Annotated in this window: 2 protein-coding genes; one reads left to right on the forward strand and one right to left on the reverse strand. The window is 44.9% G+C overall.

Features of this window, described 5'->3' with window-relative positions:
• Positions 1 to 1,264, forward strand: a 1,264-nt coding sequence (locus tag F7C14_RS06365; RefSeq protein ID WP_290901019.1) for a radical SAM protein, incomplete at its 5' end; no start/stop codon positions are given.
• On the opposite strand, the gene F7C14_RS06370 is transcribed toward F7C14_RS06365, so the two are convergent.
• The coding region (locus F7C14_RS06370; RefSeq protein ID WP_290901021.1) for a hypothetical protein at positions 1,265 to 2,263 on the reverse strand (999 nt) is incomplete at its 5' end.

Consider the following 2,263-nt stretch of genomic DNA (forward strand, 5'->3'; position numbering starts at 1 on the left):
AATCGATGCTATGGCTGAAAGGCTTGATGTGGGGGAAGTTTTGAAGAAAATTAAAGACTGCTTCCTTGTTGGGATTACCGCTACCACCCCTCTCTTCAAAAGATCTTTAGAGTACGCAAAAGAAATAAAGAAAGCGTTTCCCGAAAAATTCGTCATTCTCGGAGGAGTTCACGTAACCTACAGACCTGCTGAAGGTTTAAAAGAGGCTGATGCCGTGTGTATTGGAGAGGGGGAGAAAACTATCGTTGAAGTCGCTGAAAGGGTTGAAAGCGGAAGGAGCTTGGAAGGCGTAAGAGGGATTTGGTGGAAAAAGGACAAAAAAATCGTTAAGAATCTGCCGAGGGAGCCTATTTTCGATCTCGATTCTCTACCATTCCCCGCTTTCGACCTCCTCCCCCTCAACAAGTACAGCTTCATGGAAAGGAGGCTTGAAGAGTTCCCAATGATTACCTCTCGCGGCTGCCCTTTTTCGTGCCTTTACTGCGTCTCGTCCAAGTTTTTTGGTAGGAGGTACAGAAGTAGAAGTGCAGAAAACGTTGTGAAGGAGATGAGCTGGTTGGAAGACGAATTTAAAGCTAAGCACATCGCTTTCAGCGACGACACGTTCACTTTAAGCAAAAAGAGAGTGGAAAGCATTTGCAAAGAAATAAAAAGGGAGGGAGTGGATTTAACTTGGAGCTGCGCCTCAAGAGCCGACACGATCGACAGAGAGCTCGTGAGAATTATGAAAGGGGCGGGATGCACTAAGATATACTTCGGAGTTGAGTCCGCAAGCGAAAGAATTCTGAACTTCTACAGAAAAAAGCTCGATCTAAAAGCTGTAGAAAGGGCGATAAGGATTTGCAAGGAAGAGGGGATAGAGACGGTGTGCTCATTCATAATAGGCGCACCGAACGAAAGCGAGGATGAGATGAGAAGAACTTTGAAACTCGCGATGAAGCTCGATCCGGATTACGCTCAGTTTTCGATTCTCACACCATATCCCGGCACTGAACTTTACGAGATTGCCGAAAAGGAGAACCTCCTGATAACGAAAAATTACGAGGACTACACTGCTGGAAAACCCGTTATGAAAAACGCCCATTTAAGTCCGGAGAGAATTAAGGAGTTCCTAAATTACTGCTATATGAAGTTCTACGCCCGTCCGAAATACCTCTTCAAAATGGTTTCATCGAAGAACTTTAAGCTCGTTTACAGCATTGTAAAACGATTGCTTTTACCGAAAAACGTGTTCAGTCAGTCTATCGCTGAAAAATTGTGTTGATCATCTTATCCTCACGGCAAACATGTCAGCCACGAAAGCGAGTATTGTGATTGTAAATAATGCTCCTCCGATTACAGCAATTTGGGGAATCACCAAAAGGGCAACTCCTATGGGGGATAAGTAGAGAACGAACTTTCCGATTTTTATGTTGAACAGATCAGCTATCATTGGCACATCTTCAACTCCAAGCTTGTCGGCATACTTCTCCATCCAAGTAATCATCGGGATGATATGGTATTCAGCTCCGATGATTGTCAGGGCTATCCAGCCGGCTAAAAGAAGGTGCGAGTGCTGGAAAGTTAGATCGAAGAATAAGTTCAACGGAGCCAAAGTTATTCCCGCAAGCCCGAAAATTAAAGCTACAACGAAAAACTTCACGCTAATGTCCAACTCAGCTTCGCTTTCTGGCTTAGAGGCGAGAGTAAGTAGGAGATTTAAAGCCAGCATGTAAAAGCTGAGGACGAAGAGAATTCCGAAGATCAGCAGAGCTTTTTCCGAATACGCGAAACCGTAGAGCATCCCAACGAGAGCGACGTTTGATATTACGAATGTCGCCCAACCTAGTTTCTGACTTCTGAGCTTCCTCAGAGAGAGCATTGGAAATAGTTCGTACAGTCCTCCAAAGGTCGTTAATCCTATCCATCCCGCAGCCAAGAGGTGAGCGTGAACACGGATGTTGAAGGTAAGAATCCCCGAAAATGCTAAGAGCGCGTACACTACTCCAGCTAAGTAATAGATTATGGCTGCGGCAAAAAACCAGACCGCTATGCTTGGAGAAAGTCTTGCCGAGGAGATTGTCAGAAAGATTACTATCGCAAACAATATCGCTCCTAAAGTGTAAATAGCTGCGGAAATAGAGAAATCTACGATACCGCGCATAGAGAGAGCCAAAAGCACCGTGCCAAGATTTAAGAGGTAAAAACTTCCTTCAGCAAGGGATTTCCCCCTCAACTCCGTTCCGAGTATTGTCGGGACTATCTGATACATCGCTCCTACAAT

This window comes from Ferroglobus sp. (assembly GCF_015521575.1).
Taxonomy (GTDB): Archaea; Halobacteriota; Archaeoglobi; order Archaeoglobales; family Archaeoglobaceae; genus Ferroglobus.